This is a genomic window from Variovorax sp. LjRoot175, assembly GCF_964253805.1.
Classification (GTDB): Bacteria; Pseudomonadota; Gammaproteobacteria; order Burkholderiales; family Burkholderiaceae_C; genus Variovorax.
Map to the genome: position 1 here is coordinate 1,197,347 of NZ_CAXURY020000001.1, position 26,056 is coordinate 1,223,402.

General features: G+C 66.1%; 27 protein-coding genes and 4 tRNA genes. 15 read left to right on the plus strand and 16 right to left on the minus strand.

What is annotated here, in order from left to right:
• The first annotated feature begins 48 nt into the window (after positions 1–48).
• On the plus strand, positions 49–309 hold the full coding sequence (locus tag ACSQ89_RS06030; RefSeq protein ID WP_093109034.1) for a YfhL family 4Fe-4S dicluster ferredoxin: 261 nt from the start codon (positions 49–51) through the stop codon (positions 307–309).
• A 188-nt stretch (positions 310–497) separates the two neighbouring features.
• Here ACSQ89_RS06030 and ACSQ89_RS06035 read toward each other — a convergent pair whose 3' ends face one another.
• The 8 genes from ACSQ89_RS06035 to ACSQ89_RS06070 form a co-directional block, all read right to left on the minus strand.
• Positions 498–758, minus strand: a complete 261-nt coding sequence (locus ACSQ89_RS06035; RefSeq protein ID WP_093109033.1) for a hypothetical protein — start codon at positions 756–758, stop codon at positions 498–500.
• A gap of 31 nt (positions 759–789) precedes the next feature.
• The gene (gene pth, locus ACSQ89_RS06040) at positions 790–1,422 is read right to left on the minus strand and encodes an aminoacyl-tRNA hydrolase (RefSeq protein WP_436293910.1); all 633 of its coding nucleotides are present in this window, start codon (positions 1,420–1,422) and stop codon (positions 790–792) included.
• Positions 1,423–1,500: 78 nt separating this feature from the next.
• Positions 1,501–2,163 (minus strand): 50S ribosomal protein L25/general stress protein Ctc, encoded by a 663-nt coding sequence (locus ACSQ89_RS06045; protein WP_093109031.1) that lies wholly within the window; start codon positions 2,161–2,163, stop codon positions 1,501–1,503.
• Positions 2,164–2,259: 96 nt separating this feature from the next.
• Positions 2,260–3,234, minus strand: a complete 975-nt coding sequence (locus tag ACSQ89_RS06050; RefSeq protein WP_093109088.1) for a ribose-phosphate pyrophosphokinase — start codon at positions 3,232–3,234, stop codon at positions 2,260–2,262.
• A 78-nt stretch (positions 3,235–3,312) separates the two neighbouring features.
• Positions 3,313–3,389: transfer RNA gene (locus ACSQ89_RS06055), tRNA-Gln, on the minus strand.
• Positions 3,390–3,457: 68 nt separating this feature from the next.
• On the minus strand, positions 3,458–4,318 hold the full coding sequence (gene ispE / locus ACSQ89_RS06060; RefSeq protein ID WP_436296143.1) for a 4-(cytidine 5'-diphospho)-2-C-methyl-D-erythritol kinase: 861 nt from the start codon (positions 4,316–4,318) through the stop codon (positions 3,458–3,460).
• On the minus strand, positions 4,315–4,806 hold the full coding sequence (locus ACSQ89_RS06065) for a lipoprotein insertase outer membrane protein LolB (protein ID WP_436293908.1): 492 nt from the start codon (positions 4,804–4,806) through the stop codon (positions 4,315–4,317). The genes ispE and ACSQ89_RS06065 overlap by 4 nt, the downstream gene beginning before the upstream one ends.
• Positions 4,803–6,626 carry a tetratricopeptide repeat protein gene (locus tag ACSQ89_RS06070; protein WP_436293907.1) on the minus strand — a complete coding sequence of 608 codons (1,824 nt, stop codon included), beginning with the start codon at positions 6,624–6,626 and terminating at the stop codon, positions 4,803–4,805. The genes ACSQ89_RS06065 and ACSQ89_RS06070 overlap by 4 nt, the downstream gene beginning before the upstream one ends.
• Before the next feature lie 81 nt (positions 6,627–6,707).
• On the opposite strand from ACSQ89_RS06070, the gene mutM reads away from it, so the two are divergent.
• The 3 genes from mutM (at position 6,708) to mutY (ending at position 10,613) form a co-directional block, all read left to right on the plus strand.
• Positions 6,708–7,523 carry a bifunctional DNA-formamidopyrimidine glycosylase/DNA-(apurinic or apyrimidinic site) lyase gene (gene mutM / locus ACSQ89_RS06075; protein ID WP_093109027.1) on the plus strand — a complete coding sequence of 272 codons (816 nt, stop codon included), beginning with the start codon at positions 6,708–6,710 and terminating at the stop codon, positions 7,521–7,523.
• Positions 7,524–7,594: 71 nt separating this feature from the next.
• On the plus strand, positions 7,595–9,556 hold the full coding sequence (locus ACSQ89_RS06080) for a dynamin family protein (protein WP_093109026.1): 1,962 nt from the start codon (positions 7,595–7,597) through the stop codon (positions 9,554–9,556).
• A gap of 25 nt (positions 9,557–9,581) precedes the next feature.
• On the plus strand, positions 9,582–10,613 hold the full coding sequence (gene mutY, locus ACSQ89_RS06085) for an A/G-specific adenine glycosylase (protein ID WP_436293942.1): 1,032 nt from the start codon (positions 9,582–9,584) through the stop codon (positions 10,611–10,613).
• 13 nt (positions 10,614–10,626) lie between these two features.
• On the opposite strand, the gene rapZ is transcribed toward mutY, so the two are convergent.
• Genes rapZ through ACSQ89_RS06100 form a run of 3 tightly spaced genes read right to left on the minus strand, consistent with a single transcriptional unit; the run spans position 10,627 to position 14,079 of the window.
• Positions 10,627–11,502 (minus strand): RNase adapter RapZ, encoded by an 876-nt coding sequence (gene rapZ / locus ACSQ89_RS06090; protein WP_093109024.1) that lies wholly within the window; start codon positions 11,500–11,502, stop codon positions 10,627–10,629.
• On the minus strand, positions 11,499–13,181 hold the full coding sequence (gene recN, locus ACSQ89_RS06095) for a DNA repair protein RecN (RefSeq protein ID WP_436293906.1): 1,683 nt from the start codon (positions 13,179–13,181) through the stop codon (positions 11,499–11,501). Before recN ends, rapZ begins: the two co-directional genes overlap by 4 nt.
• 1 nt (position 13,182) lies before the next feature.
• Positions 13,183–14,079, minus strand: a complete 897-nt coding sequence (locus ACSQ89_RS06100) for an NAD kinase (RefSeq protein ID WP_093109022.1) — start codon at positions 14,077–14,079, stop codon at positions 13,183–13,185.
• 28 nt (positions 14,080–14,107) lie between these two features.
• Here ACSQ89_RS06100 and hrcA point away from each other — a divergent pair, with 28 nt between their 5' ends.
• Positions 14,108–15,112 (plus strand): heat-inducible transcriptional repressor HrcA, encoded by a 1,005-nt coding sequence (gene hrcA / locus ACSQ89_RS06105; RefSeq protein ID WP_093109021.1) that lies wholly within the window; start codon positions 14,108–14,110, stop codon positions 15,110–15,112.
• 34 nt (positions 15,113–15,146) lie between these two features.
• Positions 15,147–15,223 (plus strand) — tRNA-Ile (locus ACSQ89_RS06110).
• Positions 15,224–15,259: 36 nt separating this feature from the next.
• On the opposite strand, the gene ACSQ89_RS06115 is transcribed toward ACSQ89_RS06110, so the two are convergent.
• A complete protein-coding gene (locus ACSQ89_RS06115; protein WP_093109020.1) occupies positions 15,260–15,538 on the minus strand; it encodes a hypothetical protein in 279 nt (92 codons plus the stop codon).
• 253 nt (positions 15,539–15,791) lie between these two features.
• On the opposite strand from ACSQ89_RS06115, the gene ACSQ89_RS06120 reads away from it, so the two are divergent.
• Positions 15,792–15,868 (plus strand) — tRNA-Arg (locus tag ACSQ89_RS06120).
• Between the two features lie 56 nt (positions 15,869–15,924).
• Complete coding sequence (gene greB / locus ACSQ89_RS06125; RefSeq protein ID WP_093109019.1) at positions 15,925–16,494, plus strand: transcription elongation factor GreB; 570 nt, start codon at positions 15,925–15,927, stop codon at positions 16,492–16,494.
• On the opposite strand, the gene ACSQ89_RS06130 is transcribed toward greB, so the two are convergent.
• The 4 genes from ACSQ89_RS06130 to ACSQ89_RS06145 all read right to left on the minus strand — a co-directional run bounded on the left by ACSQ89_RS06130 (position 16,491) and on the right by ACSQ89_RS06145 (position 20,626).
• The gene (locus tag ACSQ89_RS06130) at positions 16,491–18,746 is read right to left on the minus strand and encodes a RelA/SpoT family protein (protein WP_436293905.1); all 2,256 of its coding nucleotides are present in this window, start codon (positions 18,744–18,746) and stop codon (positions 16,491–16,493) included. The two genes, greB and ACSQ89_RS06130, sit on opposite strands and share 4 nt — an antisense overlap.
• Positions 18,747–18,838: 92 nt before the next feature.
• The gene (gene rpoZ / locus ACSQ89_RS06135; protein WP_093109017.1) at positions 18,839–19,042 is read right to left on the minus strand and encodes a DNA-directed RNA polymerase subunit omega; all 204 of its coding nucleotides are present in this window, start codon (positions 19,040–19,042) and stop codon (positions 18,839–18,841) included.
• Positions 19,043–19,072: 30 nt separating this feature from the next.
• Entirely contained in the window at positions 19,073–19,693 is a 621-nt protein-coding gene (gmk, locus tag ACSQ89_RS06140) for a guanylate kinase (RefSeq protein ID WP_436293904.1), read from the minus strand.
• Positions 19,694–19,708: 15 nt separating this feature from the next.
• The gene (locus tag ACSQ89_RS06145) at positions 19,709–20,626 is read right to left on the minus strand and encodes a YicC/YloC family endoribonuclease (RefSeq protein WP_093109015.1); all 918 of its coding nucleotides are present in this window, start codon (positions 20,624–20,626) and stop codon (positions 19,709–19,711) included.
• A 91-nt stretch (positions 20,627–20,717) separates the two neighbouring features.
• Between ACSQ89_RS06145 and ACSQ89_RS06150 the strand changes: the two genes are divergently transcribed.
• From ACSQ89_RS06150 to ACSQ89_RS06180, 7 genes are all read left to right on the plus strand, one after another.
• Positions 20,718–21,725, plus strand: coding sequence for a serine/threonine protein kinase (locus ACSQ89_RS06150; RefSeq protein WP_093109014.1), 1,008 nt, complete (start codon positions 20,718–20,720; stop codon positions 21,723–21,725).
• Positions 21,722–22,627, plus strand: a complete 906-nt coding sequence (locus ACSQ89_RS06155) for a PP2C family protein-serine/threonine phosphatase (RefSeq protein ID WP_093109013.1) — start codon at positions 21,722–21,724, stop codon at positions 22,625–22,627. The genes ACSQ89_RS06150 and ACSQ89_RS06155 overlap by 4 nt, the downstream gene beginning before the upstream one ends.
• A 27-nt stretch (positions 22,628–22,654) precedes the next feature.
• Entirely contained in the window at positions 22,655–23,386 is a 732-nt protein-coding gene (gene rph, locus ACSQ89_RS06160) for a ribonuclease PH (RefSeq protein WP_093109012.1), read from the plus strand.
• A complete protein-coding gene (gene rdgB, locus ACSQ89_RS06165) occupies positions 23,383–23,982 on the plus strand; it encodes an RdgB/HAM1 family non-canonical purine NTP pyrophosphatase (RefSeq protein ID WP_436293903.1) in 600 nt (199 codons plus the stop codon). The genes rph and rdgB overlap by 4 nt, the downstream gene beginning before the upstream one ends.
• Positions 23,983–24,059: 77 nt before the next feature.
• Positions 24,060–25,238, plus strand: a complete 1,179-nt coding sequence (gene hemW, locus ACSQ89_RS06170; RefSeq protein ID WP_436293941.1) for a radical SAM family heme chaperone HemW — start codon at positions 24,060–24,062, stop codon at positions 25,236–25,238.
• A gap of 112 nt (positions 25,239–25,350) precedes the next feature.
• Positions 25,351–25,911, plus strand: a complete 561-nt coding sequence (locus ACSQ89_RS06175) for a TetR/AcrR family transcriptional regulator (protein ID WP_170855670.1) — start codon at positions 25,351–25,353, stop codon at positions 25,909–25,911.
• A 39-nt stretch (positions 25,912–25,950) separates the two neighbouring features.
• Positions 25,951–26,035 (plus strand) — tRNA-Ser (locus tag ACSQ89_RS06180).
• The last annotated feature ends 21 nt before the right edge of the window (positions 26,036–26,056 follow it).

Consider the following 26,056-nt stretch of genomic DNA (forward strand, 5'->3'; position numbering starts at 1 on the left):
TCGGCCGCCTTGGGGCGGCCCAGCGGCGGCCGGCGGATAATTCGCGCCATGGCCCTCATGATCACCGACGAATGCATCAACTGCGATGTGTGCGAACCGGAGTGCCCCAACGACGCGATCTACATGGGCGTGGAGATCTACGAGATCGACCCGCACAAGTGCACCGAGTGCGTCGGCCACTTCGACGAGCCGCAGTGCGTGCAGGTGTGCCCGGTGGCCTGCATCCCGAAGAATCCCGCGCATCTGGAGACGCGCGAGACCTTGTGGCAGAAGTTCCAGCGGCTGACTGCCGCCAAGGCGGCTTCCTAGCTTTTCGCCGGGCTCTTGCTGCCGGCCTTCGCGGCCTTTTTCTTCGCCGTTGCGACCGGGTCGTGCGCGCTGAAGTAGTCGGATTGCTTCTTGCTCTTCCTCTTTTTCTGCGCGACGCCCGGGCCTTGCGATGAATCCGGCTTCGCGTTGAGCGGCTTGTTGTCGATCAGCGTGGCTGCGCGGCGTGCCTACGCGGCCTCCTGGCGGACACGCTCCCGCTCCAGCCGGTCGGCGGCAGCCCGGGCCTCGCGCGTCGCGCCATCGGCTTCGCGTTTTTGCGTCGCGTCGCGCGCGTCGTCGAGATCGATTGCCTTGCCATCCTTGCAGGGCTGGTCGGTGTAGGTGTTGCCGCAGCGCCAGGTCTCCGTGCCTGCGTGGGCTGCAAGCGGCGCCAGTTGAGCGCAGGCCGCCGCCAGGAGGGCGGCGATCGGTGCTGGTGACAGTTTCATTTTTTGTCTCTCTCCCTTGGCTCACGTTCCGCTAGCCCGCGGCGGGTGTACCCCCGTCGCCCGGCTCGCGCCGCGGCGGTTTGGGGCGCGGCGGCTTGCTCGTGTGAATGAGCAGGGTCGCCTTGTCCATCTCGCCGGCCACCAGAGCCGGGAAGGCATGCAGGGTGCGGGCGATCGCGTCGTCGATCGCTTCGCGTTGCTCCTTGAGGGGCTTCTTCAACACCCACCCGACCACCTCGGACTTCACGCCCGGATGGCCGATGCCGAGGCGCAGACGCCAGTAGTCGCCGGTGCCGAGCTGCGCGTGGATGTCGCGCAGGCCGTTGTGGCCGGCATGGCTGCCCCCGAGCTTCAGCTTGGCCTGGCCGGGCACCACGTCGAGTTCGTCGTGCACCACCAGGATTTCGTTCGGCTCGATCTTGAAGAAGCGGGCCAGCGCGGCAACCGACTTGCCCGAGAGGTTCATGAAGGTCTGCGGCTCGAGCAGCCATACGGGCTGCCCGCCCACCTGCATGCGCGCGACCAGGCCGTGGTAGGCGCGCTCGGGCGAAAGCGTGAGCTTGCGGTCGCGCGCGAGCGCATCGATCCACCAGAAGCCCGCGTTGTGCCGCGTGGCTTCGTACTCCGGGCCGGGGTTGCCCAGGCCGACGAACAACTTGATCATGGAGCCGGATTATCCGTGGCTGGCCCAAAGAAAACGGCCCGCGCGAGGCGGGCCGTTGGCTGGGGGGCGCGGGAAGAATTACTTCTTCTTGGCAGGCGCAGCCTTGGCGTCCGTCTTGGCGGCGGCCGGGGCGCCTTCTGCCGGGGCGGCGCCTTCGGCGGCCGGCGCGGCTTCTTCAGCGACCAGCGGCGGCACGGCCGACACGAGCACCGGGTTGACCTTGCCGTGGCTCACGAACTTCACACCCTTGGGCAGGGTGATGTCGTTGACGTGGAGCGTGGCGTTCTTCGTCAGGCCGGAGAGGTCGACCTCGATGAACTCGGGCAGGTCGGCCGGCAGGCAGCTGACTTCGATTTCGGTCATCACGTGGTTCACGAGGTTGTGGTCCAGCTTGACGGCCGTGGACTCTTCCTCGCCCTTGTAGTGCAGGGGCACCTTGACGGTCATGCGGGTGCGGGCATCGACGCGCTGGAAGTCGACGTGCTGCACGAGCGGACGGAACGGGTGGTATTGCACGTCGCGCAGCAGGACCTTGGTCGTGGCGCCGGCGAGTTCCATCTCGAGGATGGACGAGTGGAAGGCTTCCTTCTTGAGGGCATGCCACAGCGCGTTGTGATCGAGCTCGATCAGCTGCGGCTGGCCTTCGCCACCGTAGACGATACCGGGCGTCTTGCCCGTGATGCGGAGACGGCGGCTCGCACCCGTGCCCTGCTTTGCGCGCTCATAAGCGACGAATTTCATAACTACTCCTGTGGAAGTCGACCGCGACCAGTGCGACTCCGGTTTCAACATGGGCTCCTCGAAGAGAGCCCGGCTTCTTGCTCAGACCAGGCTCTTCTAAAAGAGATTTTCCTGGTCCGAAAACAAACTCATCACCGACTCGCCCTTGGCAATGCGCTGGATCGTCTCGGCGATCAGCGGCGCCACGGAGAGCTGGCGGATCTTGGTGCAGCCCGTCGCGACGCCGGACAGCGGGATCGTGTTGGTCACGACCACTTCGTCGAGCGCGCTGCCCTGGGCGATCCGCTCGATGGCGGGGCCCGAGAAGATCGGGTGCGTGCAATAGGCGTACACCTTCTTGGCGCCGCGTTCCTTCAGGACCTCGGCCGCCTTCACCAGGGTGCCGGCCGTGTCGATCATGTCGTCCATGATCACGCAGTTGCGGCCGTCGATCTCGCCGATCACGTGCATGACCTCGCTCACGTTGGCGCGTGGACGGCGCTTGTCGATGATCGCCAGGTCGCAATTCAGCTGCTTCGCCAGGGCGCGCGCACGAACCACGCCGCCGACGTCGGGCGAGACCACGATCAGGTCTTCGTAGTTCTGCTGGCGCAGATCGCCCAAGAGCACCGGCGACGCATAGATGTTGTCGACCGGAATGTCGAAGAAGCCCTGGATCTGGTCGGCGTGCAGGTCCATGGTCAGCACGCGGGCGACGCCCACCGTTTCGAGCAGGTTGGCCACCACCTTGGCCGAGATCGGCACCCGGCTCGAGCGCGGGCGACGGTCCTGGCGCGCATAGCCGTAGTAGGGGATCACCGCACTGATGCGCTCGGCCGAAGCGCGCTTGAGCGCGTCGACCATGATGAGCAGCTCCATCAGGTTCTCGTTGGTCGGCGCGCAGGTCGACTGGACGACGAACACGTCGCGCGCCCGCACGTTCTGGTTGATCTCGACGGTGACTTCGCCGTCGGAGAAGCGACCGACGCGGGCGGCGCCCAGCGAGGTGCCCAGATGCTGCGCGATCTCTGCGGCAAGGCCAGGGTTGGCGTTGCCGGTGAAAACCATGAAATCAGGGTGGTGAACCTGCATGAGCGTCCCGGCAAAATGCATCCGGCAATGCGAAATGGCCCTTTTGGAGGGCCGCCAATCTACGTGTCAATGAAGATTTGGCAGGGGAGAAAGGATTCGAACCTTTGCATGCTGGAATCAAAATCCAGTGCCTTAACCAGCTTGGCGACTCCCCTACACGGGTCGACGACCAAGGTCGTCAACCGATATATGTCGCATCAGATCACAAAAGCGCTCTGATCTTCTAGCCCGCCCAGCCCACCAGGGGATGAACGGCCAGATTGCTGCACTTGCGAACCTGCCAGCCCGAGGGCGCCGCGGCGAGTTCCGCTTCATGCGGCATCGCTGCGAACACCGAACTCCCCGAACCGGTCATCCGGGCCTGGAGTCCTTGGCGACCGAGCCATTCGATGGCCTCGGTGACCGCGGGACAAAGCCGCTCGGCAACCGGCTGCAGATCGTTATGACCGAAGTCAAAGCTGAAACTTGTGGCTCCAGCCCCGCTGTATGCAGCAAAGCCCGAGATTATAGCAGCGGGTGTGGCGCGCTGAAGATCCGGCGCTGCAAAAATCAGACGGGTGTCCAGTCCCTCGGGCGGCTTGGCAACGGCAAAACAGCCTGGCGGCAGCTCGATGGGGGTGATCTCTTCGCCGATTCCCTCGACCCAGGCGTTCCGTCCGCGCAGGAAGAAGGGCACATCAGCGCCCAGCGTGAGGCCGATCTGCTCCAGTTTCGATAGCGGCAGCTTCAGGTCCCACAGGCGATTGAGCGCCAGGAGACAGGTGGCGGCATCCGAGGAGCCGCCGCCCATGCCGGCCTGGGCCGGCACCTGCTTGGCAATCCCGATATGGGCGCCCTGCGGGGTTTGCGCAAAGGCCTGGAGCGCCTTCGCGGCACGCAGCACCAGGTCGTCGGCCGGCAGTGCGGTGGTGAGGTCTTCGCGGGTGATGGCGCCGTCGCTGCGCGCTTCGACATGCAGGGTGTCGCACCAGTCGATCAGCATGAACACCGACTGCAGCAGGTGGTAGCCGTCCGCACGCCGGCCGGTGATGTGCAGAAAGAGGTTGAGCTTGGCCGGCGCCGGAAGGTCGTAGAGCGCCTTCATGCGCGTTCGAAGACGATGCGCAGATCGGCCCGCGGCTGAGGCGCGTCGCGGGTGGCCTGCAATCGTCCGGTGCCGATCTGGGACAGGTCTGGCCGCCAGCCCGGCACGCGCTCTTCGCGGCCGGCCAGCCAGCCGAACAGCGCAGCCACCGGAATGGCGGCACCCGTCGCCGCCTCGATGAGCGCGTCGAGCGAGTCGAAACGCCGCGTCTTGCTGCCGTCCTTCAACAGCGCTTCGCCGGGTGCCCAATGAAGCTGAGCCAGGGTGCTGCCGATCGGGCTGGTCAGCGTAAGTTCGCCGGCCCGTGGCGCGCCGCGCAGCTCGAACAGGGCCGAGAAGGTTTGTACCGGCTCGCTATCGATGCGCAGCGACAGCCGGCCGCTCCAGGCTTCCGCGCCGGTTGCGCTGGTCGGGCCGACCGGACTGGCGCAGCCTGCCAGCAGCAACACGCCGGCGCAGCCGGCGCTCAATGCCAGGCGACGGTTCAAAGCTTCACGCGCAGGCGCTTGAGCGTTTCCTGCAGCGTCTCGTTGTCGGCATCGACCAGGTGAGCTTCCTTCCAGATGGAAAGCGCACGATCGCGCTGGCCCTTGGCCCAGAGAACTTCGCCGAGATGCGCGCCGATCTCCGGGTCGGGCCGGCGCTTGTAGGCCGCTTCGAGGATGCGCATGGCTTCGTCGATGTTGCCGAGCCTGAACTCGACCCATCCGAGGCTGTCCGCGATGAACGGATCTTCCGGAGCCAGCTGCACGGCCTTCCGGATCAGCGTGCGCGCCTCTTCCAGCCGGACCTTGCGATCGGCCAGCGAGTAGCCGAGCGCGTTGTAGGCGTTCTGGTTGTCGGGCTTGAGCTCGATCAGGCGGCGCAGCAGGCGTTCCATTTCGTCGAGACGGTTCAGCTTCTCGGCCACCATGGCCCGGTCATAGATCAGGTCGGTGTCCTGAGGTGAGGAGGTGCTGGCCTCGGTCAACATGTCGTAGGCGGCCTGGTACTGCTTGGCATCGCGCAGCAGCTGGACCTCGGCCAGAAACTTCTGCTTCTTTTCGTCCGCAGTGCGTTCCGGCAAGCCGCGGACCAGCTCGCGGGCCTGGGGCAGCTTGCCCTGGCGCACCAGCAGTGCCGCGCGGCGTGTCTGCGCGCCTACCAGGTCTTCGGTGCTGTCGATGCGGCCCAGCCAGTGCTCGGCACCCGTGAAGTCTTTGCGGCGCTCCGCCAGTTGCGCCAGCAGCAAGAAGGCCTGGGTCTGGCCGCGGCTGCGCGCCTCGGCATCGCGCTGCGTGTCGGCCAGGCCGATGTAGCGCTTGAGCGAGCTTTCGGCCGCCGCGTCCTGGCGCGCCTGTGTCTGCAGGCTGCCGAGCAGCAGCCAGGGTTCGGGCAATTCGGGACGGGCCACGGTGAGCGCGGCGAGTTCCGCGCTGGCATCCTCATAGCGGCGCCCTTCCACCAGCACCCGTGCGTAGGCGACGCGCAGTTCCGGGAGTGCCTTGGGGCCCGCGAGGTAGCGCTTCACCAGCGGTTCGGCCAGCGGCTGGCCGGGGTCCATCAGTTCCAGAGCCAGCATGGCGGGGCCGTCCGAGGAAGGATCGGCTTCCTGGCCTCTTCGCGCCGCCTCGAGTGCGCCCGAGGTGTCGCCCGCTGCCAACCGCAGGCGGCCGACCGTGCTCCAGGCCGCACCGCCCGTCGCGGGGCTTTTGAGTTCGTCGGCCAACGCCTGTTCGACCACCGAAGCGGCGAGCTTCTTGTCGGTGGCTCGCGCATAGTTGCGCGCGATCACGGCCATGAGGAACGGACGTTCCACCTGCGGCGTGGCGGCCAGTTCAGCCCGCAGCGGTTCGGCGGTTTCGCCGATGCGGTTCAGCGCGATCAGGATTTGCAGCTCGAAACGCCGTGCCTCGCGCGACTCGGGCAGCGTTTCCTTCCAGGCGCGAGCAGCTGCCAGTGCGGCATCGCCGGAGCGCGCCTGCAATGCGATCTCGACCGCCCGCTGGAACAGCTTGCCGTCGCGCGACCTGCGCGCAGCATCGAGGACCAGCGCGTAGCCTGAGCCCGGATCGCCGGTGCGTGCGGTCAGCTCGCCCATCAGCACTTCGTAGAACAGCTCCGCCGTGAGCGCCGAGGCCTGGGCCTTTTCGGCGCGTTGGACTGCGGCGGCCGGTGTCGTTACCGCAGGCGCGGCCGGTTCGATGATGGGAGCCGGGCTGGTCGGTGCTGCAGGGACTGGCGTTCCGGGCTGCGCCTGGACGGCGAGCGCGGCAAGAGTCAGAAGCGCGGCCGCCGCAAGGCGGGATCGGCGGAGCGATGGGGTCATCGAACCATAATAATCCAGGCTTTTGAACGATGGTCACGCGGGGGCTTCGGCCTCGGCTTCTTTTCATGTCAGCCTTCGTCCATGCCGGAATTACCTGAAGTCGAAGTGACGCGGCTCGGCTTCGCCGATCGCATTGCCGGCGCGCGCATCGATGCCGTGCGCGTGGGCAAGCCGCTGCGCTGGGCGCTGGCCGTGGAGCCGGCTGAACTGGTGGGACGCACCGTGCGCGCCGTGCGCAGGCGCGGCAAGTACCTGCTGATCGACCTGGATGCCGGCCTCTTGCTGATGCACCTGGGCATGTCGGGCAGCCTGCGTTTCGATGCGGGCCTGCCTGCACCCGGTACACACGACCATTTCGACCTGGTGACCAGCCGCGGCACGCTGCGCCTCAACGACCCGAGGCGCTTCGGCGCAGTGGTCTATGTGCAGGACGAAGCCGCGCCGCTGGCGATCAAGCTGTTGGGCGGCCTGGGAATGGAACCCCTGGGCGAGGCATTCGATATCGACCGCTTTTACGCCGGGCTGCGGCGGCGCCGGGCGCCGATCAAGCAGGTGTTGCTGGCCGGCGACGTGGTGGTGGGCGTCGGCAACATCTATGCCTCCGAGGCGCTCTTTCTTGCCGGCATCCGCCCGACGATGTCTGCTTCGCGAATCAGCCGGCCGCGCGCCGTGCGCTTGCATGCCGCGGTGCGGGAAATTCTGGCGCGGGCCGTCGAACGTGGCGGCAGCACCTTGCGCGACTTCTCCAATGTCGACGGCCAGAGTGGATACTTCCAGCTGGAAGCGACCGTTTACGGACGTACCGGGGAACCATGCCGCGTGTGCGCGACACCTGTCCGGCAGATGCGCCAAGGCCAGCGATCCACCTATTTCTGTCCAAAATGCCAAAAGCACTGAAAGCCCTACGGACAGATGAGGCGCCAAGCCCCGGTGGGTGCTATATTTTGTAAGCAACTTTTACATCGCCCTTGACACGTTCTTTCAATCAGCAATTCGACCAGCATGGCGCCTGGCGACGCAACTTCGCGCATCGCCTCAAATGGCTGTCGCGCTGGCTGGATGAGAACGAGCTGCTCGATCAGAGCGTGGCCGAGCGGTTGCGCGATCTGGAATCGCAGATGCGCACCAGCAAGGTCATGGTGGCCTTCGTCGCCGAGTTCTCGCGCGGCAAGTCCGAGCTGATCAATGCGATCTTCTTTGCCGCTTACGGGCGCCGCATCATGCCGGCCAGCGCGGGCCGCACGACGATGTGCCCGACCGAACTCGGTTACGACGCTGCCCATCTTCCCTGCCTGCGTCTGTTGCCGATCGAAACCCGGCTCGAGCCGTATTCGCTCTCTCATTGGCGTGACAAGCCCGAGCACTGGACCGAGATCTCGATCGACGTCGAGGATGCCGAGCAGTTGTCGCAGACGATGAACAAGGTGGCTGAAGTCCGATGGGTGCCCAAGGCCGAGGCGCGCTCGCTGGGCTTCTGGAACGACGATTCCCCCGAGGACAACCCGGTGCCCGACGCCGAGGGGCGCGTCGAAATCCCGCGCTGGCGCCATGCGGTGCTGAACATGCCGCATCCGCTGCTCGAGCAGGGCCTCGTGATTCTGGATACGCCAGGACTCAACGCGATCGGCGCCGAGCCCGAACTGACCGTGAGCCTGATCCCGCAGGCCCACGCCGTGGTCTTCATCTTGGGCGCGGACACCGGCGTGACGCGCTCCGATCTCGCCATCTGGCGCGAGCACCTGATCACCGAAAGCGAGGCGGGCGAAACCCGCATCGTGGTGCTCAACAAGATCGACACCATGTGGGACACCCTCAGCACGCCGGCGCAGATCGACGCGCAGATCCAGCGCCAGCGCAAGGGCGCTGCCGAACTGCTCGGCGTGCCGCTGCCGCAGGTGCTGCCGGTGTCGGCGCAAAAAGGACTGCAGGCCAAGATCCGCCGCGATGTGCCGCTGCTGCAGGCAAGCCGGCTTCCCGCGCTCGAAGCCGTGCTGGGCGAGGGCCTGCTCGGCAAGCGCGAAAAGATGCTGCGGCTCGCCGTCGACGCGGGCATCGCGGCCCTGCAGGCCGAAGCGGCGCGCATCCTCAAGGTTCGCCAGCGCGATCTCTCGGAGCAGGCGCTGGAACTGCAGGGCCTGCGCGGCAAGAACGTGTCGGTCATCCGCCACATGCGAAGCCGCATCGAGCAGGAGCAAACCGAGTTCGAAGGCAGCAACGCGCGCATCCTGGCGCTGCGCTCGGTGCAGGGCAAGCTGTTGCGCGAGGTGTACGCGGTGCTCGGCAGCACCGCGCTCAAGGCCGACATGGGCCGCTTGGCCTCTGCGCTCAAGCGCCCGGGCATCAAGTTCAACGTGCGCAAGGTGTACGGAGAAACCTTCGACTCGTTACGCAACAATCTGCGCGAGGTGCAGGCGACCACGGCCGAGATCCAGTCGATGCTGCACGCCACGTTCCGCCAGCTCAATGCCGAGCACGGCTTTGCGCTGCAGGCGCCGGCGGAGCCCGACCTGCTGGGCTTCGAACAGCAACTGAGCCAGATCGAGCGCAGCCACATCCACTACCTCGGCGTCGGCAACCTGCTCAAGCTCGCGCAGCCGGATTTCTGCGACAAGCTCGTGCGCGCGCTGGCAAGCCGGCTGCGCGTGGTCAACGAAGCGGCCATGACCGAGGTGGAGCGCTGGAGCAAGGGCGCCGGCGCCCAGCTCGATGCGCAGCTCAAGGAGCGCCGCCGCAATTTCACCAAGCGCATCGAGGCGGTCGAGCGCATTCAGGGCGCGGCGGGCAATCTCGATGAGCGCCTCGCCGAGCTCGCTGCCCAGGAAAGCGGTCTTACGGAACTGCACGTGCGACTGCGCGAATTCACCGGCCTGCTCACGAGCAATGAAGCGCCCACTGCCGCTGCGGCGCGCAACGAACTCAGTGCCGCCTAAAGATCCGGAACCAGCGGTGCAGGAGCTGGCGCCCTGCTTCGCCACGCACATCGTCGGCTGGCAACGCAGACATGGGCGCAGCGAGCTGCCATGGCAGAACACGCACGATCCCTATCGCGTCTGGCTTTCCGAGGTCATGCTCCAGCAGACCCAGGTGTCGACCGTGCTGGGCTACTTCGCGCGCTTTCTCGAACGATTTCCGACGGTGCAGGCTCTTGCTGCCGGCACCGAGGACGAGGTCTTCGGCTTGTGGAGCGGCCTGGGTTACTACAGCCGGGCGCGCAACATGCACCGCTGCGCGCAGGAGGTGGTCGAGCGCTTCGGCGGCGCATTTCCGCGCACCGCCGCCGAACTCCAGACTCTGCCCGGTATCGGCCGTTCGACAGCCGCCGCGATTGCTGCCTTCTGCTTTGGCGAGCGGGTCGCCATCCTGGACGGCAACGTGAAGCGGGTGCTTGCGCGGGTGCTGGCTTTCGAGGGCGATCTGTCGTCCGCCATGCAGGAGCGCGCTCTGTGGACCATGGCGGCCGAGCTGCTGCCGCTGGCGACACAGCGGCGTGCCATCGCTCGCTATACGCAGGGATTGATGGATCTGGGCGCCACCGTCTGCCTGCCGCGCAAGCCGACTTGCATGATCTGTCCGGTCAACGAGCTGTGCGCGGCGCGGCGCGAGGGCGAGCCCGAGCGCTTTCCGGTCAAGACGCGCAAGCTCCGGCGCAGCGCCCAGTCGCTGTGGATGCTGCAGGCGCGCGATGTGCACGGCCGCGTGTGGCTCGAGAAGCGTCCCTCGCGCGGCATCTGGGCGGGGCTTTATTGCCTGCCGGTCTACGAGAGCCGGGCCTCGCTGCTGGACGAGCTGGCGCCCGACGACCGCAGGACCGCACGCGACGATGCGGCTTTCGTGCACGTGCTCACGCACAAGGATCTGCACCTGCATCCTGTGTCGGTCGAGTGCGTTGCTGCGCAGCCCCTCAGCGACGCCGGCGCATGGTTCGAGGCCGGCCGGTGGTCGACGCTCGGCCTGCCCGCGCCCGTGCGCAAACTGCTGACGGCTTAGGGCCTGAACAGGCCTAAACGCTGTCGAGTTCGCGATGCCGCTTGAGCGCCGCCCAGCGTGCGCCGAAACCGCGCGCCAGCTGCTCGACGAGAAAGACCGAGCGGTGCTGGCCGCCGGTGCAGCCGATGGCTACTGTGACGTAGCTGCGATGGTCGCGGGCCAGCGCGTCGAGCCAGCGATCGAGGAACTGTTCGATATCGCCATACATGCGGGCGACATCATCGTGTTCGCGCAGCCAGTCGATCACGGCCGTGTCGCGCCCGGTCAGCGGTCGCAGCGCGGGCACGTAGTGCGGATTGGGAAGCATGCGCACGTCGAACACGTAGTCGGCATCGAGCGGCACGCCGCGCTTGAACGCAAAGGATTCGAATACCAGCGTGAGCGTGCTCTCCGGCGCCGCGATCAGTGCCTTGATGTAGCTCTGCAATTGGGCCGGGCGGATGATGCTGGTGTCGATCACGTCGGCCCCGTCGCGCAGATCGGCCAGCAACTCGCGCTCGAGCTCGATGGCCTGGATCAGCGCTCGCTGCTGCTCGGGGGAATCGGTCCGGCCTTCCTGGCGCGACAAGGGATGGCGGCGCCGGGTCTCCGAATAGCGGCGCACCAGCGCATCGGTGGTCGAATCGAGGAAGAGCGAGCGCAGCGATATGCCGTCGCGCCGCAGGCCGTCGAGCTGCTGCGGAACGAGCGGCAACGAAACCCCGCTGCGCACGTCCATCGCGATCGCGACCCGCGGCGTCTGCTGTTGCCGCTGCAGCGCGATGAAGGGCGCAAGCAACTCGGGCGGCAGGTTGTCGACGCAGTAGTAGCCCGCGTCTTCGAGGGCATGCAGCGCGACGGACTTTCCTGAGCCGGACATGCCGGTGATCAGCACGAGTTCCAGGCTCACGACGAGGTCTCCGGCGTCTTCTTGCCGAGCATCTCGCGCGCGTGCGCGAGCGAGGTCTGCGAAACGCGCTCGCCGCCCAGCATGCGTGCGATCTCGCGCGGCCGGGTGTCCTCGTCGAGCACCGAGACACCGCTTTCCGTGCGAATGCCGTCCTGGCTCTTGGCGCTGGTCTGATGCTTGGCGACCAGCAGATGGTGGTCCGCACAGGCGGCGACTTGGGGCAGGTGGGTGACCGCCAGCACCTGGCGGTCGCGGCCCAGCTGCTTCATGAGGCGGCCGACGGTTTCGGCCACGGCGCCGCCGACGCCCGCATCGACCTCGTCGAAGATCAGCGTCTGTGCCGCGCCGAGCTGGCTGGTCGTGACCGCGATCGCCAGGGCGATGCGCGAGAGTTCACCGCCTGAAGCCACCTTGCCGATGGGGCGCGGCGTGCTGCCGGTGTGGCCGCTCACGAGAAAGGCGATGTCTTCGAGCCCGGCTCGGCCCGGTTCGGCGAGCGGCTCCAGTGCGACTTCGAAACGCCCGCCCTGCATGCCGAGGCCCTGCATGGCCTGCGTCACCGCCTGCGCCAGCCGCGGTGCCGCCTGCTTGCGCGCCTTGCCCAGCGTCTTGGCTTCTTTCATGTAGGCCTGCTGTGCCGTCTGTTCGGCACGCTCGAGGGCTTCGAGGTCGCTCTGCGCGTCCAGGGCTTGCAGCTCGGCCTGCCACCCGGCCAGCAAGGCGGGCAGCTCGGCCGGCGTGCGCTTGTAGCGGCGGGCGAGCGACATCCAGAGTCCCATGCGCTCGTCCAGTTCGGCAAGGCGCTCGGGGTCGGTGTCGGCCTGGCGCAGGTAGCCATGCAGCGAATGCGCAGCGTCTGAGGCTTGCGCCACGCTCGATGCCAGAACCTCGCCCAGCGCCTTGAACTCCGGCTCGATGTGCTCGCAATTCTGCAGCAGCGTGACAGCGCGGCTCAATGCGGCGAGCGCGCCGCTGTCGTCGTCTTCCAGGGCGCTGCATGCGCCCTCGGCGGCATCGATGAGCGCCTGCGCATTGGAGATGCGGGTGTGGCTGGCCGAGAGTTCCTCCCACTCGTCGGCGCCGGGCGCGAGCTTCATTACCTCGCCAACCTGCCACTGCAGTCGTTCTCGCTCGCGCTGCAGCGAGTCTTGCGCCGAGCGCGCCTTGTCGAGCGCAGCGATCGCCTGCCGCCAGTTCTGCCAGACGCTGTCGAGCGCGGCAGTGCCGACACCGGCGTATGCATCGAGCAGGCCGCGCACGGCTTCGGGCCGGGTGAGGCTCTGCCAGGCGTGCTGGCCGTGGATGTCCAGCAACTGGTCGCCGAGCTCGCGCAGCTGGGTCGCGGTGGCGGGGCTGCCGTTGATCCAGCCGCGGCTGCGCCCCTGGAGGTCGACGGTGCGGCGCAGAAGCAGGACATCGCCCGCTTCGAAGCCACCTTCGTCCAGCCAGGCGGCCAGGGCAGGATCGGTGTCGAACTCCGCGCTCACGTCCAGGCGCTCGGCGCCTTCGCGCACGGCGCCGGCATCGGCACGGTTGCCGAGCGCCAGCTGGAGCGCGTCGATCAGAATCGACTTGCCCGCGCCGGTTTCGCCGGTGAGGACGGTGAAGCCCGTGGAGAGATCGAGTTCGAGCGCGCGCACGATCACGAAGTCGCGCAGGGCGATGCGGCGCAATGCCATGTCAGGAACCTCCTTCGTTCCAGTGCAGCTTCTTGCGCAATGTGTCGAAGTAGCTCCAGCCTTTCGGATGCAGAAAACGCACGCGGTAGTCGGAGCGGCGCACCACGACCTGGTCGCCGATGGCAAGAGAAGCCAGTGATTGCATGTCGAAATTGGCGCTCGCGTCGCGCCCGCCCACCAGCTCGATCAGGACCTCGTCGGCATCCGGCAGCAGAATCGGGCGGTTCGAGAGCGTGTGCGGCGCGATGGGCACCAGCACCCATCCCGGGACCGCGGGATGCAGCAGCGGGCCGCCGGCCGACAGCGCGTAGGCGGTGGAGCCGGTGGGCGAGGCGATGATCATTCCGTCGGCGCGCTGGTTGGCAACGAAATGGCGGCCGACCGAAACACGCAGTTCCACCATGCCCGAGGTGGCGCCGCGATTGACCACCACGTCGTTCATGGCGAGCGCATCGAACACCGACACGCCGTCGCGCATCACCTGGGCGTGCATGAGGCTGCGGTGGTCTTCCTCGTATTCGCCGGCCAGCATCGGGATCAGGGTCGCCTGGTAGTTGTCGAGGGAAATGTCGGTGATGAAGCCGAGCCGGCCGCGGTTGATGCCGATCAGCGGAACGCCGTAGCACGCCAGCTGGCGCCCGATGCCGAGCATGGTTCCGTCGCCGCCGACCACCAGGCCCAGATCGCATCGCTGGCCGATCTCTTCGACAGTCAGCGCGGGGTAGCGGGTCTGGCCGCACTCGCCGTCGCGCGGCTGTTCGACAAAGACCTCGCAGCCTTGCGCTTCCAGGAAGGCGCCGATGCCCTCCATGACCTCGTCCAGCGCGCCGGCCTGCGCCCGCGCGCCCGAAGCCTGGTATTTACCTATCAGGGCGACGCGCCGAAAGCTGGATGTCATGTACAAATTACAACATTAAAATCAGTCGATGCTGGACGATCGCGCCAAGTTGCTTCTCAAGACGCTGGTCGAGCGCTATATCGCCGAGGGCCAGCCGGTGGGCTCGCGCACGCTTTCCCGGGCTTCGGGGCTGGAGCTTTCGCCTGCGACCATCCGCAACGTGATGTCCGACCTCGAAGGGCTCGGGCTGATCGCCAGTCCGCACACCTCAGCAGGCCGCATTCCGACTGCGCGCGGCTATCGGCTTTTCGTCGACACCATGCTGACTGCCCAGCGCGAGCAGTTCACGCCGCCGAGCCTCGCGCCCGACCAGCCGCAGAAGGTGATCGCGAACGCGGCGAACCTGCTGTCGAACCTGTCGCAGTTCGTCGGCGTGGTGATGGCGCCGCGCCGCGCATCCGTTTTTCGTCAGATCGAATTCCTTCGCCTTTCCGACCGCCGCCTGCTCGTGATCATCGTGTCGCCCGACGGCGATGTGCAGAACCGGGTGATCTTCCCCGAGGTCGACTATTCGCAGTCGCAACTGGTCGAGGCATCGAACTACATCAACACGCACTTTGCGGGTCTGTCGATCGAGCAGGTGCGCGATCGGCTTCAGTCCGAGATGGAGCAATTGCGCGGCGAGATCGCTGCGCTGATGCAGGCCGCTGTCCAGGTGAGTTCCGAGGTGCTGACGGAAGCCCAGGACGAAGTCGTGATCGCGGGCGAGCGGAATCTGCTGGCCGTCACCGATTTCTCTAGCGACATGAGCCACCTGCGTCGTGCGTTCGAGCTGTTCGAGCAGAAGGCCCAACTGATGCGCCTGCTCGACGTGTCGAGCAAGGCAGACGGCGTGCGCATCTTCATCGGCGGGGAAAGCCAGGTGGTGCCCTTCGACGACCTGTCGATCGTGAGCGCGAACTACGAGGTCGACGGCGAGGTGGTGGGTACGCTTGGCGTCATCGGTCCGACGCGCATGCCCTATGAGCGCATGATCCAGATCGTCGACATCACGTCGCGGCTGGTCACCAATGCGCTGAGCCACCGCAAATAGCGGCGCCCGGCGCCCACTAGAATCCCTGATGTGCGGGCCGTTAGCTCAGCTGGTTAGAGCAGCGGACTCATAATCCGTTGGTCGATGGTTCAAGCCCATCACGGCCTACCACCACGCCTTGTCGCCCTCAGTCGCGGGGCCAACTCCTCAGGCCTTTGCCTGTGTCTCGATCCGGCGACCTGGATCCAGGGCATAGAGGACCGCTTTCTCGTCCTGGCCCTTGGTGGATGCGTCCCCGAGCGGCATTTGTGCCGAGCCGTAGAGCTCGCGCTCCAGTCTTTTGGCGCGTTCGGAATACATCCGGGCCAAGGCCCCGTGATGTTCGGCAGCAGCCTGATGCTCGATACGCGCGAGATGGGCTTCTTCGAGAAGCGCCATGACTCGCCTGAGGTGGCCGTTTCGATTGGGCTGGAAAAAGCTGAACATCGGGACCTCCATCCAATGAACTAATGGAAGCCGTTTTTAGCGCCAGTTGGCCAAGTGGCGCTGTAGGTGCAGTGCCCATGTGGTTGGAATGTCATGATTTAGTTCACATTTCTGCCAAGACTTTGATGCACAACTGACTCGACGTAGACTCACAGGCGGTTGATCGACGGCTCAAGTCCAACACGATCTACCGCTCTCTTTCTTTCGCTGCCCAGCGATGGGGTGTTGCGAGGATGCTATAATCGCAAGCTGTGCGGCTGTAGCTCAGTTGGATAGAGTACTTGGCTACGAACCAAGGGGTCGTGGGTTCAATTCCTGCCAGCCGCACCATCATCAGGAAAGCCCGCAACGAAAGTTGCGGGCTTTTTTCATTGGAGCTTTCTGCGATGAGCAAGGCATTCACCAAAGAAAACGATGCAGGCGATGATGACGACGGTACGGCCGGCGCCGCGCCGCCTCTCCCCGCCGGGAGCAAGAACTACATCACCCCGCAGGGCTACGCGCGCCTGCGTGCCGAGCTGCTCGAACTGATGGATGTCGAGCGGCCCAAGGTCGTGGAGGCCGTGCACTGGGCGGCCAAGAACGGCGATCGCTCGGAGAACGGCGACTACCTCTACGGAAAGAAGCGGCTGCGCGAGATCGACCGGCGGATCCGCTTTCTCACCAAGCGGCTCGAGGTGGCGGAGGTGACGGACCCTTCGGTCCATCATGGCCGCGACCAGGTCTTCTTCGGCGCCACCGTGCGCTACGCCGACGAGACCGGCGAGGAGCGCGTCGTGACCATCATGGGCATCGATGAAGCCGAAAGCGCGCAAGCGCAGGTCAGCTGGATTTCTCCGATTGCCAGGGCACTGCTGAAGTCGCGGGAGGGGGATGTGGTCAAGCTTGCGACACCGGGCGGCGTGCACGAGATCGAGATACTGGCGGTGAGCTATCCGCCGCCCGCTGCAGCTTAAGGGGCCGGCACTGTCCGTGCGGCCGCGAGCACGGATGGCGTACGCCGCGCGGCCCGCAGCACGGCCTCGAGATGCGTGCGGTCGCGCACTGCGATCACGAAACGCAGGTCGGTGGAGTCCTGCGGCGTTTCGTCGGCCATCTCCACGTGGGTGATGTCGGCCTCCGCGTCCGCCAGCGTTGCGGCGACGCGTGCGAGCACACCTTTGTCGTTGCGCACCGTGATGACGACGCCTGTCTCGAAGGTCCGGACCGGGTCGTCGGCCCATTCCACGGCAAAGAAACGTTCGCTGTCCTTGTGGCGCAAACGTTGGCCAACCCCGCACGCTTCGGTGTGCACGACCAAGCCTTCGCCATGGCCGAGGTAGCCCATGATCGGGTCGTCCGGAATGGGGCGGCAGCAGAGCGCGAAGCGGACCGAGGAGTTCTCGCTGCCGTCCAGCGTGACAGCCCCTTGCGAGACGGCTTCGTGCGCGGTGAAGCGCTCGCGGCTCAGCATCAGCGCATCGGGCTTCTCGCCGCGTTCTGCCAGGAGCGCCATGAGCCGCTTCGCAACGATGCTGGCGATGCGCTTGCCGAGACCGATGTCGGTCAGCAACTCCGAACGCGTGCGGTTGCCGGTGAATCGCAGCAGCTTTTCCCAGATCTGCTGGTGCTCCTCGTCATCGTCGGGCAGGTTGCCGAGGCCCTCGGCGCGCAACGCCTGGGCCAGGAGTTTTTCGCCCAGGCCTTCGGATTCGGCATGCGCCAGAGTCTTGAGGTAGTGGCGGATCTTGGAGCGGGCCCGTCCGGTTCGCACGAAGCCGAGCCACGCGGGATTTGGCGTCGACACGGGCGCCGTGATCACCTCGACCACGTCGCCATTCTTTAGCTCGGTGCGCAGCGGAACCTGGTCGCCGTTGATGCGCGCGGCTGAAGTGTGGTCGCCGATGTTGCTGTGGATCGCATAGGCGAAATCGACCACCGTCGCGCCGCGGGGCAGCGCCAGGATCTGGCTCTTGGGCGTGAACACGTAGACCGCGTCGGGAAACAGGTCGACCTTGACGTGATCCCAGAATTCGGCCGCATCGCGCGTTTCATCCTGGATGTCGAGCAGCGACTGGAGCCACTTGGCGCCCAGACGATCGCTGGTCGCCGCGCTGGGCTCGGCCGCCTTGTAGAGCCAGTGAGCTGCCACGCCGGACTCGGCCACCACGTGCATGGCCTCGGTGCGCAGCTGGAATTCGACGTTGACGCCGGCCGGGCCGACCAGCGTGGTGTGCAGCGACTGGTAGCCGTTGAGCTTGGCGATCGCGATGTGGTCCTTGAACTTGCCGGGCAGGGGCTTGTACATCTGGTGCAGGATGCCGAGCCCGGTGTAGCAAGCGATCACCGTCGGCACGATCAGGCGGAAGCCGTAGATGTCGGTCACCTGGGCAAAGCTCAAATGCTTTTCTTCCATCTTGCGGTAGATGGAATAGAGCGTCTTCTCGCGGCCGGCCATCCGCACGCTCATGCCAGCTGCGGCGAAGGCAGTTTCGAGTTCCTGCTGCACCTTCTGAATCAGGTCGCGGCGTCGGCCGCGGGCCTTGGTGACCGCTTTTGCGAGGATCGCATAGCGCCAGGGCCTGAGATGGCGGAACGACAGATCCTGCAGTTCCCTGTAGGTCTGGTTGAGCCCGAGCCGGTGCGCGATGGGCGCGTAGATTTCGATCGTCTCACGCGAGATCCGGGCCCATTTCTCGCGCGGCGCATCGTCGAGCGTGCGCATGTTGTGCGTCCGGTCCGCCAGCTTGACGAGAATCACCCGCACATCGCGCGCCATGGCGAGCAGCATCTTGCGGAAGGACTCGGCCTGGTTCTCCTCGCGCGTGTTGAAGCGGAGCTTGTCCAGCTTGGTGAGGCCGTCGACGAGCTCTGCGACCGGTGCACCGAAGCGCTCGATCAGCTCCGACTTGGTCACGCCGCAATCCTCGATGGCATCGTGCAGCAGGGCGGCCATCAGGGCCTGCGCATCGAGCTTCCATTCGGCGCATTGCGCCGCCACCGCGATAGGATGCGTGATGTAGGGTTCGCCGCTGTTGCGCAGCTGTCCCAAGTGCGCCTCATCGGCGAAGCGGTAGGCGCGGCGCACCTGTTCGACGTCTTCGACGCTCAGGTAGTCGAGCCGGTCGGTCAGCGCAGCGAAGCTGGCGGCAGCCGCGTTCAACGCCGCCGGACTCGGCCGTGGCGTGCCTCGGGGGGCATCGGACTGGGACTTGACAACCACGCTCATGGCTTCCACTTTAGCGTGGCAGTCGATTCGACGCGTCCAGGCATAAAAAAAGCACCGCAAGGCGGTGCTCTTTGTTGCAAGCGTGCGTCAACTCAGCCGGGCACTTTCTTGAGCATCTCGATCCCGATCTTGCCCTCTGCGATCTCGCGCAGGGCAGTGACACCGGGCTTGTTCTTGCTCTCGATCTTCGGCGCGTGGCCCTGGCTCAGCATGCGCGCACGGTAGGTGGCTGCCAGCACCAGCTGGAAGCGGTTCGGAATGTGTTGCAGGCAGTCTTCGACGGTGATGCGGGCCATGAGGATCTTTCGACGTACAGGTGATCGGGATCAGGGAATGTTCAGCGCGGCAAAAGTGTCGGCACGCGCGCGGCGCTGTGCGGAATACCGGAGCCGCTGAGCGTGGACAATCGCCTTGAGGTCAAAAAGTGCGCGCTCAAATAACTCGTTGATTATAACGAAGTCGAATTCGTTTGCGCGTGCCATCTCCTCGGCGGCGTTCTGCAGCCTCAGCTCGATGACCGCGGCGCTGTCCTCTCCGCGCCGTTCGAGCCGGGACCGCAGTTCTTCCCAACTCGGCGGCAGGATGAAGATCGTCACTGCGTTGGCAAAGGTCTTTCGGATCTGGAGCGCGCCCTGGAAGTCGATTTCGAGGATGACGTCCGCGCCTTGGGCGATCCGCTCTTCGATTGCCTTCTTCGAGGTGCCGTAGCGCTGGCCGTGAACGTGCGCCCATTCGACGAAGGCATCGGAGGCGACCATCGCGTCGAACTCCGAGCGCGAAGCGAAAAAGTACTCGCGACCATGCTTTTCCTGGCCGCGCGGGGGGCGGGTGGTGTGCGACACCGATGGCTGCACGGCGGAATCGAGCTCCATCAGGGCCTTGACCAGGCTTGATTTGCCGGCGCCGCTCGGCGCTGCGACCACGAAAATGTTGCCGGGGTAATCCATTCGCTCGTTCTCTACTTATTCGATGTTCTGGACCTGCTCGCGCATCTGCTCGATCAGCACCTTCATGTCGACGCCGATCCGGGTGAGTTCGAGCGTCGCCGATTTGGAGCCCAGGGTGTTGGCCTCGCGATGCAGTTCCTGGATCAGGAAATCGAGGCGTTTGCCGATCTCGCCGCCCTTCTTGACCAGCCGCTCGATCTCTTCGAGGTGCGAGTTAAGGCGCGTCAGCTCCTCGGCGACATCGATGCGGATCGCAAAGGCCGTGGCTTCGGTCATGGCGCGATCCTGCGCCGCTTCCGGTGGCGTGCCGCCGGCGGCGAGGCCCATGGCCTCCTGCCAGCGCTCGAGAAAGCGGGTGCGCTGCTGCTCGACGAGCTGGGGCACCAGCGGCAGCGCCTGCTCGACCAGCTTGCGCAGCTGGGCAAGGTGATCCTGCAGCATCCGCGCAAGCCGGGCGCCTTCGCGCTCGCGCGCCGAAACAAGCGCCTTGAGCGTCTTCTCCGCCACCTCGGACAGCTCAGGCCCCAAGTCACCCTTCGCCTGTGTGTCGCCGGCCGCCAGGCGCAGTACGTCCGCCACGCTGAGTTCCCGGGCAGCCGGCAGCCAGGACTTGATGTTGTCCTGTACGCCGTTGAGCCGCTGCAGCAACTTGGGCGAGGGTTCGCCGATGCCCGCGGTACCGCCGCCTTCGATCGAGGCGCGCAGCTCGACCTTGCCGCGCTTGAGCTGCCCCGTCAGCAGTTCGCGCAAGGCCGGCTCGTGCTGGCGCAACTCCTCGGGCAATTTGAAAGTGAGGTCGAGAAAACGGCTGTTGACCGAGCGAATCTCGACCCCGAGCCGGCCCGCGCCATGGGGCCGCGGCTCGGTGTCGGCGTGGCTGCCCGCGGGGCCGTTCTGGCCGCTGGCATAGCCGGTCATGCTGTAAACTGGCATTGCGCCTCGCTGTGAAATTGTGTGTACGCACCGAGACGACGGCACGGCGTTCGCTTGCCGCACCATCGCCTTCGGGCGAAACTCCCGGATTATGTCAAAGGTCAAACCTTCGCCCCTGTTGCCTGACACGGTCATCGGCGGTTATCGCGTCGTGCGTCGGCTTTCTGCCGGTGGTTTCGGCGTCGTCTACCTCTCCGTCGACCAAAGTGGCCAGCAGGTGGCCATCAAGGAATACCTTCCTTCCTCCCTGGCAACCCGGGGCACCGGCGAGCTTGCGCCCCAGGTGCCTCCCGAAAAGCTGTCGCTCTACCGGCTGGGGCTGAAGAGCTTTTTCGAGGAAGGGCGTTCGCTCGCGCAGATCTCGCATGCCTCGGTGGTCAGCGTGCTCAACTTCTTCCGCGAGAACGAAACCGTCTACATGGTCATGAACTACCTGGAGGGCGCCACCCTGCAGGATTTCATCGTGACCGCGCGGGACCTCAAGAAACAGAAGGTCTTCCGTGAGTCCACCATCCGTTCGCTGTTCGACGAGATCCTGCGCGGCCTGCGCATCGTGCACCAGCACAAGATGCTTCACCTGGACATCAAGCCGGCCAACATCTTCGTGACCGACGACGATCGCGCGGTGATGATCGATTTCGGCGCCGCGCGCGAAGTGCTCTCCAAGGAAGGTAACTTTATCCGCCCGATGTACACGCCCGGCTTCGCGGCGCCAGAGATGTACCGCCGCGATTCGTCGATGGGCCCCTGGACCGACATCTACGCCATCGGCGCCTGCATCTATGCCTGCATGCAGGGCTATCCCCCGAACGACGCCCCGCAGCGCATCGAGAAAGACCGGCTCGGCCTGTCGCTCTCGCGCCTGCGCGGCATCTACTCCGACAACCTGATCGAAGTGGTCGAGTGGTGCATGTCGCTCGACCCGCTCTCGCGTCCGCAGTCGGTCTTCGCGCTGCAGAAGGAGCTGAGCCGCGAAGGCGAGCGCCGCTACACCAAGCTCACGGTGAGCGAGAAGGTCCGGCTGTCGATCGACAACATGCGGTCCTTCGAAAAGAAGGGGTTGCCGAAGGCGGCAGCGCCGACGACACGTCCGGCATGAAATTCTCCGTCTTCCAGGTCAGCCGCAAGGGTGGCCGTCTCAAGAACGAAGACCGCATGGGCTACTGCTACACGCGCGAATCGGGCCTCTTCGTGCTGGCGGACGGCATGGGCGGGCATCCCGAAGGCGAGGTGGCGGCCCAGCTGGCGCTGCAGACCATCGCGGCGCTGTACCAGCGCGAGGCGCGACCGATCGTCAAGGACGTCAAGGCATTCCTGACTGCGTCGGTGATGGCCGCGCACCAGCAGATCATGCGCTACGCAGGCAACAAGGGCATGCTCGACACCCCGCGCACGACGGTGGTTGCCGCCGTTTTGCAGGGGACCACCGCCACCTGGATCCATTGCGGCGACTCGCGGCTCTACGTGGTGCGCGACGGCGAGCTGCTGACCCGCACGCGCGACCACTCCCACGCCGAGCGGCCGCGCGCCAACGCCGGGGCCGAGATCGTCAACCGCAACCTGCTGCTGACCTGCCTGGGTTCCCCGACCACGCCGCTGTTCGACATCTCGGCGCCGCTGCAGCTCCAGCGCGGCGACCGCATCATGCTGTGCTCCGACGGCCTCTGGGGCGTGCTGGACGAAGCCCTGATCGTGCACACGCTCTCCTCCGGCAAGCCCGTCTCCGATGCGGCGCCCGACCTGGCCGAGATGGCACTGCGCAACGGCGGCACCCACAGCGACAACGTGACGCTGATCGCGCTCGAGTGGGAGATGCCCGAGGCGACGGGCCAGGCACGCGGCGTTTCGACCGACAGCATCAGCGACGGCGTGTTCGCCTCGACCATCCAGGCCGGCATGCCCTCCGACAGCGAACTCGACGACCTCGACGAGGACGCGATCGAACGCTCGATTGCCGAAATCAACGAGGCGATACGACGCTCCGCTGCGCGCAAAGCCTGATTTTTCTTCCTTCTTTTTTCGCTCCACATGACAGTTTTCGTACGAAGCGGCGGCCGTGCCGCCGACCAGTTGCGCCCCGTGCGCGTCACGCGCGGTTTCACGATTCACGCCGAGGGCTCGGTGCTGATCGAGTTCGGCCAGACGCGCGTGTTGTGCACCGCCTCGGTCGAGGAAAAGGTGCCGCCGCACAAGCGCGGCAGCGGCGAGGGCTGGGTCACGGCCGAGTACGGCATGCTGCCGCGCGCCACGCATACGCGCAGCGATCGAGAAGCGGCGCGCGGCAAGCAGAGCGGCCGCACGCAGGAAATCCAGCGCCTCATCGGCCGCTCCATGCGCGCCGTGTTCGATCTGGCCGCGCTGGGGGAGCGCACGATCCATCTCGACTGCGATGTGCTGCAGGCCGACGGCGGTACGCGCACGGCCGCGATCACCGGCGCCTTCGTGGCGGCGCAGGATGCAGTCGACAAGCTGCTGGCCGCGGGCAAGATCGCGGCCTCGCCCATTCGCGGCCACGTGGCCGCGGTCTCCGTCGGCATCGTGCAGGGCACGCCCTTGCTGGATCTCGAATACATCGAAGACTCGGCCTGCGACACCGACATGAACGTGGTGATGACCGGCGCCGGCCATTTCGTCGAAGTGCAGGGTACGGCCGAAGGAGCGGCCTTCTCGCGCGAAGAGATGAATGCGCTGCTGGTGCTGGCCGAAAAGGGTATCGCCGAATTGACTAGGCTGCAGGCGCAGGCATTGTCGAACGGATGAAGCTGGTTCTGGCCTCCAACAACGCCGGCAAGCTCGCCGAGCTGCAGGCCTTGTTTGCGCCGCTCGGCGTCGAGCTGGTGCGGCAGTCTGAACTCCAGGTCGGCGAGGCCGAGGAACCCTTTCTCACCTTCGTCGAGAACGCGCTGGCCAAGGCGCGCCACGCCTCGGCAGCGACCGGCCTGCCGGCCATCGCGGACGATGCGGGCCTTTGCGTCGAGGCATTCGGCGGGCTGCCCGGCGTGGCCACCGCCTACTACGCCACCCAGTTCGGCTACGAGAAGGGCGACGCGAACAACGTGCGCGCGCTGCTTGAGCAGATGGCCGGCGTCGCCGACCGCCGCGCCGCGCTCGTCAGCACGCTGGTTGCGCTGCGCCGCGCCGACGATCCCGAACCCTTGATCGCCGTGGGTCGCGCCGCGGGCGAGATCACGCGCGAGCCCATCGGCGACAACGGCTTCGGTTTCGATCCAGTCATGTGGCTGCCGCAGTTCGGCAAGACCTTCGCCCAGCTGGCGACCGAAGTGAAGAACGCCAACAGCCATCGCGGCCAGGCAGCGCGCGCGATGCTGGCCTTGATGCGGGAGCGCTGGCTGTGAGCCTCGTCGTCCCGATCACCAGCAACGCGCAGGAGCGCGCCGGTGGTGCGGCTCATGCCAACGACGTGCTGCACCTGATGCGGCCGGGGCCGCTGCAGCTGTCGGCGCTGCCGCCGCTGTCGCTCTACGTCCATCTGCCCTGGTGCCTGCGCAAGTGCCCTTATTGCGACTTCAACTCGCACGAGTGGCGCGGCGGCGATGGCGACGCATTGCCGGAGCAACGCTATCTCGATGCGCTGATCGCGGACCTCGACGCCGCTCTGCCCCTGATCTGGGGCCGCAGCGTGCACACCATCTTCATCGGTGGCGGCACGCCCAGCTTGTTCTCGCCGGCCGCCATCGACCGCCTGCTCGGCGACCTGCGTGCCCGGCTCAAGCTCGCGCCCGACTGCGAGATCACGCTGGAGGCCAACCCCGGCACCTTCGAGCTCGATCGCTTCCGCGCCTACCGAGCGGCCGGCGTCACGCGGCTGTCGGTCGGCGTGCAGAGCTTCAACGACGAGCACCTGAAGGCGCTCGGCCGCGTGCACGACCGCGCGCAGGCCATCGCGGCGGTCGAGGAGGCAGCGCTCGCCTTCGACACCTTCAATCTCGACCTGATGTACGCGCTGCCGGGCCAGACCCTGGAGGGCCTCGACGCGGACCTCGATCAGGCGCTGGCGCTGGCGCCGCCGCATCTGTCGGTCTATCACCTGACCATCGAGCCCAACACCTACTTCGCCAAGTTTCCGCCGGTGGTGCCGGAAGACGACGCCGCCTACGCGATGCTCGACCGCATCACCGAGCGCACCGCGCAGAATGGTCTCAACCGCTACGAGATATCGGCCTATGCGCGCGTGGGTCACCATTGCGCGCACAACCTCAACTACTGGCAGTTCGGCGACTACCTCGGCATCGGCGCCGGCGCGCACAGCAAGCTGAGTTTTGCGCACCGCGTGGTACGGCAGGTCCGCTTCCGGGAGCCGCGTCTCTACATGGACAATGCGCTCGCCGGCCAGGCAGTCGCGCAGAGCGACGAGGTCGGCCTTGCCGAGCTGCCCTTCGAATTCATGCTCAACGCCCTGCGCCTCAAGGAGGGCTTCACGCTGGCGCAGTTCGGCGAACGCACCGGGCTGGCCATCACCGCCATTCAGCGCGGGCTCGAGGAAGCCGAGCGCAAAGGCCTGATCGAGCGTGACCTCGCGCGCGTCTGGCCGACGGCGCGCGGCTTCGACTTCCTGAGCGATCTGCAGGCCATCTTCCTGCCGGATGCGTGAGCGGAAAACCATGCCGAACCGAACGCTCCCGGATGAAACCCAGCGCAGGTCGCGTGGACGACCCAGTCCAGAGCAGGCGGCGGCCCTGCGCGAGTCCTTCCTCGCTGCTGCATTGAAGTCTTTTCTCGAGAACGGCTACGCGGCGACCAGCATCGAGGCCATCGCGCGCGATGCGGGCGTCGCCAAGATCACCATCTACCGCCAGTTCGAGAACAAGGAGGCCTTGTTTCGGGAGGTCGTGCACCGTGCGGTCAGCAGTGCCCGCGACACCATGCAGGCCACTCTCGTGCGGCACGGTGCCGACGAAAGGGAGATCCTGCTCGACCTGGTCGAACGCATGTACCTCGGCGCCACCGAGCCGAAGACGCTGGCCCTGCTGCGCCTGGTGATCGCGGAGGCCGTGCGCTTTCCTGAACTCGCGAAGTCGCTCTATGCCGAGAACAGCTACGTGCTCGCACCGGTGGTCGAGTACCTGGCCGAGGCCCACCGCACCGGAAAGCTGCACGTGCCTTCTGCGGAACTGGCGGCGGTGCAGCTTTCGACGCTGGCCTTTGGCGGCGTGCGTTTCTTCATCTCGAAGCCGCTCGCAGGCCCCGAAGAGCGCCGCGCCTGGGCCACGGGCATTGTGGACCTGGTGATGCGCGGGTGGGCCCCGACTCCGCCCGGCGACTAAAATCGCCCGCACGCCTTCGCGCAAGGCGAAGACAGTCCCGGAGAGTTGGGTGAGTGGTTTAAACCAGCAGTCTTGAAAACTGCCGACGGGCAACCGTCCGTGAGTTCGAATCTCACACTCTCCGCCGGCCAGGTGCGCACCGGCT

Coding starts and splice junctions, on each gene's coding strand:
- ACSQ89_RS06030 (WP_093109034.1), top strand. CDS start 49: ATGGCCCTCATGATCACCGACGAATGCATCAACTGCGATGTGTGCGAA.
- ACSQ89_RS06035 (WP_093109033.1), bottom strand. CDS start 758: ATGAAACTGTCACCAGCACCGATCGCCGCCCTCCTGGCGGCGGCCTGC.
- pth (WP_436293910.1), bottom strand. CDS start 1,422: ATGATCAAGTTGTTCGTCGGCCTGGGCAACCCCGGCCCGGAGTACGAA.
- ACSQ89_RS06045 (WP_093109031.1), bottom strand. CDS start 2,163: ATGAAATTCGTCGCTTATGAGCGCGCAAAGCAGGGCACGGGTGCGAGC.
- ACSQ89_RS06050 (WP_093109088.1), bottom strand. CDS start 3,234: ATGCAGGTTCACCACCCTGATTTCATGGTTTTCACCGGCAACGCCAAC.
- ispE (WP_436296143.1), bottom strand. CDS start 4,318: ATGAAGGCGCTCTACGACCTTCCGGCGCCGGCCAAGCTCAACCTCTTT.
- ACSQ89_RS06070 (WP_436293907.1), bottom strand. CDS start 6,626: ATGACCCCATCGCTCCGCCGATCCCGCCTTGCGGCGGCCGCGCTTCTG.
- mutM (WP_093109027.1), top strand. CDS start 6,708: ATGCCGGAATTACCTGAAGTCGAAGTGACGCGGCTCGGCTTCGCCGAT.
- recN (WP_436293906.1), bottom strand. CDS start 13,181: ATGGCATTGCGCCGCATCGCCCTGCGCGACTTCGTGATCGTGCGCGCG.
- ACSQ89_RS06100 (WP_093109022.1), bottom strand. CDS start 14,079: ATGACATCCAGCTTTCGGCGCGTCGCCCTGATAGGTAAATACCAGGCT.
- hrcA (WP_093109021.1), top strand. CDS start 14,108: ATGCTGGACGATCGCGCCAAGTTGCTTCTCAAGACGCTGGTCGAGCGC.
- ACSQ89_RS06115 (WP_093109020.1), bottom strand. CDS start 15,538: ATGTTCAGCTTTTTCCAGCCCAATCGAAACGGCCACCTCAGGCGAGTC.
- greB (WP_093109019.1), top strand. CDS start 15,925: ATGAGCAAGGCATTCACCAAAGAAAACGATGCAGGCGATGATGACGAC.
- ACSQ89_RS06130 (WP_436293905.1), bottom strand. CDS start 18,746: ATGAGCGTGGTTGTCAAGTCCCAGTCCGATGCCCCCCGAGGCACGCCA.
- rpoZ (WP_093109017.1), bottom strand. CDS start 19,042: ATGGCCCGCATCACCGTCGAAGACTGCCTGCAACACATTCCGAACCGC.
- gmk (WP_436293904.1), bottom strand. CDS start 19,693: ATGGATTACCCCGGCAACATTTTCGTGGTCGCAGCGCCGAGCGGCGCC.
- ACSQ89_RS06145 (WP_093109015.1), bottom strand. CDS start 20,626: ATGCCAGTTTACAGCATGACCGGCTATGCCAGCGGCCAGAACGGCCCC.
- ACSQ89_RS06150 (WP_093109014.1), top strand. CDS start 20,718: ATGTCAAAGGTCAAACCTTCGCCCCTGTTGCCTGACACGGTCATCGGC.
- ACSQ89_RS06155 (WP_093109013.1), top strand. CDS start 21,722: ATGAAATTCTCCGTCTTCCAGGTCAGCCGCAAGGGTGGCCGTCTCAAG.
- rph (WP_093109012.1), top strand. CDS start 22,655: ATGACAGTTTTCGTACGAAGCGGCGGCCGTGCCGCCGACCAGTTGCGC.
- rdgB (WP_436293903.1), top strand. CDS start 23,383: ATGAAGCTGGTTCTGGCCTCCAACAACGCCGGCAAGCTCGCCGAGCTG.
- hemW (WP_436293941.1), top strand. CDS start 24,060: ATGCGGCCGGGGCCGCTGCAGCTGTCGGCGCTGCCGCCGCTGTCGCTC.